The sequence below is a fragment of the Edwardsiella ictaluri ATCC 33202 genome (assembly GCF_000264785.1).
GTDB lineage: Bacteria > Pseudomonadota > Gammaproteobacteria > Enterobacterales > Enterobacteriaceae > Edwardsiella > Edwardsiella ictaluri.
This window is the reverse complement of record NZ_AFJI01000089.1, coordinates 1-5,511: the sequence shown is the minus strand read 5'-3', so window position 1 is coordinate 5,511 and position 5,511 is coordinate 1. Positions and strand designations below refer to the sequence as shown.

2 protein-coding genes and 1 pseudogene are annotated in these 5,511 nt (G+C 55.2%); 1 reads left to right on the top strand and 2 read right to left on the bottom strand.

All coding sequences use genetic code 11. The annotated features are described in order from the left end of the window. Positions 1-2,985, bottom strand: a 2,985-nt coding sequence (locus tag EIEH_RS13645) for a S6 family peptidase (protein ID WP_275039276.1), incomplete at its 3' end; no start/stop codon positions are given. Between the two features lie 642 nt (positions 2,986-3,627). Here EIEH_RS13645 and EIEH_RS18585 point away from each other — a divergent pair. After that, positions 3,628-3,878 (top strand): annotated as a pseudogene (locus EIEH_RS18585) (integrase core domain-containing protein); the annotation flags it as partial. Between the two features lie 147 nt (positions 3,879-4,025). On the opposite strand, the gene EIEH_RS13640 reads toward EIEH_RS18585, so the two are convergent. Next, positions 4,026-5,511: NEL-type E3 ubiquitin ligase domain-containing protein (locus EIEH_RS13640; RefSeq protein WP_035609939.1), on the bottom strand; the 1,486-nt coding region annotated here is incomplete at its 5' end.

Sequence of the window (5,511 nt, the reverse complement as noted above, 5' to 3'; positions counted from 1 at the left end):
ACTGGCATCGGCGCTCAGTATCCCCCGGGTCTGCCCCCGGGAGGTCAGCGCCGCGTTGCCCGCCAGCGTTATATCGCCCAGCAGCTGGCTGCCCTGCTCCAGCAGGACGGTACTGGCACCCACACTCAGGTTGCCCTCAATCTCACCCAGCGAGGTCAGATCAGAAGCGCCGCTCAGCTGGAGATCCCCCTGCTGTACCGCACCGCTTTCCAGCGTAATGGTGCTGGCATCGGCGCTTAGCAGCCCCTCCGTCAAACCCTGTGAAGTAAGGCTGGCACCGTTGTCTAAGTGAATATCGCCCTGCTGTTCCGCACCGCTTTCCAGCGTGATAGCACTGGCATCGGCGCTCAGGTTCCCCCGGGTCTGTCCCCGGGAGGTCAGCGCCGCGTTACCCGCCAGCGTTATATCGCCCAGCAGCTGGCTGCCCGGCTCCAGCAGGGCATTACTGGCATCCACACTCAGGTTGCCCTCAATCTCACCCAGCGAGGTCAGATCAGAGGCGCCCCCCAGCTGTAGATCCCCCTGCTGTACCGCACCAGGCGCCAACCACAGCAGACTATCCCCCGTTGCGATATCGCCGGTATGCTCACTGTCCGCCATCAGCGCCACGAGGCTATTGGCCGCCGTAACAGCACCGCTAAGCAAGCCTCCGGCAGCCAGTATCGAGCGATTCTCCAGGAGGATATTGCCCTGATGCTCACTGCGTGCCACAACCTCAGCGGACAACTGCCCCTCGCTCACATCGGTATCGGCTGAGGTCACACCCTCACCGTCCCGGCTGTCCACAAAGACCCGATTGCTGTTCAAGATAACGCGGCTGGCATCGGCTTGAATATCACCCAGCAACACCGCATGACGCGCCAGACTAAAGTCTGCCTGTGTCAGCATCAGCGTATTGAGCGCAAAGCTGCGCGCCTCCCAATCGGGCTGGTCAGCAGAGACCGGTGGCCGTCCGGTGGAGAAATCGCGCGCATGGGTCACCGGATGTCCCTGAAATTGCAAACTGCCGCCGCGTTGGCTAAAGTCGCCGGTTATTGCCATGCTGCCATCAAATACCGTCGTCCCGGTCATTCCAGGTTCAGCAATATTGACAATGTCCAGATTGTCACTGAACTGGCCGTGTATGATTTGGTTGCGCCGCTGTTCATTCAGCATCAACGTCTGCCGCGCACCCGCTTCGTCATGTCCCAAGTATGTCCAGGGGCCATTGCTGGTCTGGTTGGTGGGAAAATAGCCATAGTTGCCGCTGGTATTCAGTAAAAAGTAATCCACCGTATTGGTATGCCGATTCTCATACCGATACAGATCGCCCGGCGTCCCGACCCGGGCATCGGTCCAGCCCCGTAACGGATAGGCCACTGCCGACAGGTAATTCAGCGGCTGGTAGTTCAGGCTCAGCTGTGCACGGGCATCGGCAGAATTGGTCACCCTGGCGCCATAGTCGGCCATACGCAGCATTTGAAAGGCCATATCATGACCATTGAGATCCAGCACCCCGCCGCGAAACCCCCAGCTAATGGAGTCCGGGTCAATCTGTCCGTCTGCCATTAATTTTACCGTCGGGCGTCCGCTGGCAATATTCAGCGAGCTGAAAGCCTGCACATGACCTGCCGCATCAGGGCGTTGATCCAACAGGGTCAGGCCATCTCCCACGTTAAGCCCCCCCGGATTCACCCCTTGCCCATTAATATGCAGGGTTCCCTCGCCCAGGCGGTGTAAATTATCATTACTCACCCCGTTGACCTGCCAGTCGAGCGTTTTATCCGCAGAGATGATGAGCCCGCCCCCCATCCACGTCTGCTGATCCTGCGCCCTGACGGCATAGTCAGCATCAAAGGTCAGTACCCCGGCACCCTGGTTAATGCTGCTCTCCAAAATAATCTCACCCTGGGTGGTGCCGCTGTCGCTGGTAAAGGTCAGGCTCTTACCGGCATTGGGGTCCGTGCCGGCCTGCCCGTGCATGGTAAATGCCGTGCTGTTCCCTTGCTGGGAGAGGGTGCCGAGATTGGTACTGTTGTCATACGTCCAGTGCAGTGCTCCCTCTCCGGCCTGGAATGTAACTGCCGGATCACTGTACTTGGCCATCTCCGCCTGGACAAAACCTACCGGCACGACCACCCACCAGTTGGTTGTTCCGCTCTCCCCGGCATAGGCCCGCGTTACTGCCACCAGTACCCAGCGCCCCTCCTGTGCATCATAGCCATACAGCGGCGAGCCGCTGTCACCGGGGGCACTGTAGTTGGCCAGCGGCCCATAGGCTGGATTAAAAGTATCCCCCGGGTTACTCACAATGGAGGTATCAGAAATCGACGGCCTCCCAATGGTTCCCCCCGTCAGATATTGGTAGCTGTCACTGAGACGGTGCAATGCCCCTCCCCGCGCCTTGGTATACTGCACTCCACTGCCTATGTGATAAAAAACAGGAAAGCGGTCGATATTCTGATAAGTCCCCGGAGCTATGCCCGCCGTCGTCATTGGGATCGGCACCACTTCGGTCACGATTTTATTCAGCCGGGGCACATGAAAATCAAAATCGGGGTGATTATTACGATCCAGCAAGCGATAGTTATTACCGTAACCGAAGGAGACTGCAGTGTATCCCCCATTATGGGCGACACCCGCAATAAATTGCGGGGCAATCAGTGTTGCAAAGCCAGTATTCGTCGATGCCGAACTAAAGTCCGGAAACGGTGCCAGATCCAGAGTGCCCACCTTTGCGCCTGATTTATCATAAATCGCGATATCTGTTGCCCCCGGTTGAAACACGCCTTTATTTTCGGCAAAGTCGCGGAACACGGAATAGGGGATTTCGTCACTGACAATGCTGGCATAACTCTCCGGCACGGCCAGTCCCCCCAACAGTAGCAGCGCCAGTATCCGGCGCAGGGGGCTACGCCCGCTTTTCTTAATACCCCGGCAAATCTCGGAGACTGCAATATAACCACAGGTAATATAACTATATCGTAAAGAGTAGACTTTATTCATTTCACACCCATATAAATACTGACTGAGCAAAGGACGCAATTTGTTTTGACCGCTGTCTTCATCTTCAGATACCGGCCAGCATGGTTATATCATCGAGAGTTTAATTACAGGTCATACATTCATTTTATGAATATGCGAATAAATAATAAATCGGCTTCAAGGCATTTATCAGAAGTAGATATTTAATATAATTCATCACCTTAATCTATGGTTATACCGTACGCCTTATCCCAGCATACGCCAGACAAATTAAGCGATAAATATTACAACATTAAAAATCCAATAAATAAACTTTGTTATAGTTAGAACTTAAAAAAACGCGGAACACATCATCACAAATTATATATTATTTGCGTTTGTTCCTATTTTATATATAGATAAGGCGAGATAAGGATTGGTGTGACGGAGTCGCCCATGATCGAATCGAACAGTATCGGGTAATCACGGTCGATCCGGTGCGTCAACTGATGATGGCCGTAAGCCAAACGGGCTTACGATATTCAAAATGTCGGCTGATAGGCCATACCCGGCGTGGCCGAGGTTAAACGGCGATAGGGGCAGTTCCCGATATTAAGAGCCGCTAACAAAACCGTTCAACAAAGCGCAAGCAGATAACAGCACAAACCAGCGTCAGCAATAACGGGCAGCCCGGGTGACGCTTACGATAATGCCATGGCCGAAAGTATCAACGGTCTGTACAAAGCGGAGGTGATACACCGACAGAGCTGGAAAAACCGGTAGGAAGTGGAGCTGGCCACACTGGCGTGGGTGGACGGGTACAACAATCGTCGGTTACTGGAACGAGTCAGTCACCCCCCCCGGCTGAAGCCGAAAAAGCGTATTATGCTGCCATCGGAAACGGGGGTTATGGCAGCCTGAGTTTCCGGACTTAACTCTCTCCCACAAAACCGGTACGGTTCACCCGCCACCCGGTAGCTTTTCTTGCATGCAAAAGTGTGGGGTGACTGACGCGCGGGCGCTTGTCCAACGCCGCCCGGTGGCCGGAAAAATTCCGGCCACCGCTCACGGTTACCGCACGTTCACGCCAGAGAATGATATACAGAGGACTCAGCTAACGACCACCGGGGCCCCAGATGCCCGGCCAGCAACTGCTCTGCCCGCGGGCGTAAGCCTTGCTGAAATGCTTTTTCTGCGCTCGCCATCGCTCTTGCACCGATAGTTCGTTCAGCCTCTAGGTCACCGCCCAGACCTGCCGGTTCCAGCTCTGTGTCATATAATTCTTGGTATTCACGCTCATAATCCTGCCTTTTCTTGTCAGTAAGCGTTTCCCAGTGGTCCGACGCTGTACGCTTTAGCACGTTGTGCAACGGCTCCCACCGCAGTATCCACTCCCTGAACTGGCTATTCTCGGCGGTCTTCACCTGAATTTCAGCAGCCTGAAGGTCTGACTCAGTAATACCGGATACACCAAAAAATCGCATCTCTTCGGTTATGCCGGTCAGCTCCAGTGATTTTTTCAGTTTGTTCTGATAGCCCAGAAAAACCTCAATCTCATCGACAACGCGTAGTGTTTTTACCTTCTCACGGGCAATCAGCTCTAGCTTCTCTAGGCGGAACATTTCACGACCCACCGCCACCAGCCCCGGGATATCACTATCGAACTCACCTTTTTCAGCATTATGAACCAGTTGCACGCTTTTCATATTGTTCATCGCCAATGTGACCCTGTCCTCACAGCTTGACGTTGACTCCATTGCCATGGCGAAGGTTTTGGCTCTTAGCTCATCATCCTGCTCCAGCTGGGTGAGCCAGGCGGCTATCTGCATACGAAAATCGGCAGCCTGGTTATGTTGCGTCGCTTTTAGCTGGTCGAGGAAACTGCTGAAGGCGGCGGCATCCTCTTCCTTCCCGATGGACTGCCATCTGTCAGCGGAAGCCGCCTCGCCCTCTGTCGCTGGCGTCAGCCAGTCAGCCACCGCCAAGTGCAGGGCTCTGGTTTCCAGAGGTACTGAAGAGGCGCCCATATCAAAATCTATCCGGGGCCCCTGATAGTCGGACGCATTGGTCATGTCACGCAATGCCTGGATCGTATGCTCTGACAGGGGATTATTCCGCAGACTGACCGTTGCACTCTGGGGCAAACTGATGATATTTTCCGGCAGATTAGTCAGCGAAGTGCGAGAGGCATCCAACACCCGCAGTCTGGAGGGCAGCGGCGGCAGGCTGCTCAGCGGGGTATCAGAGACCATCAGTACTTGCAGTCCGGAGGGCAGCGGAGGTAGGCCGGTCAGTGAGGTGTTAAAGGCCTGCAGCGTCTGCAGTCCGTCGGGCAGCTGCGGCGGTAGGCTGCTCAGTGAGGTATTAGAGACATCCAGCGCCTGCAGTCCGTCGGGCAGCTGCGGCGGTAGGCTGCTCAGTGAGGTATTAGAGACATCCAGCTCCTGCAGTCCGGAGGGCAGTTGCGGCAGATCGGCCAGTGGGACGCCAGAGACATCCAGTCTCAGCAGTCCATCGGGCAATTGCTGCAGGCTGGTCAGTGAGGGGCAATGTACGATCACAGTCCGC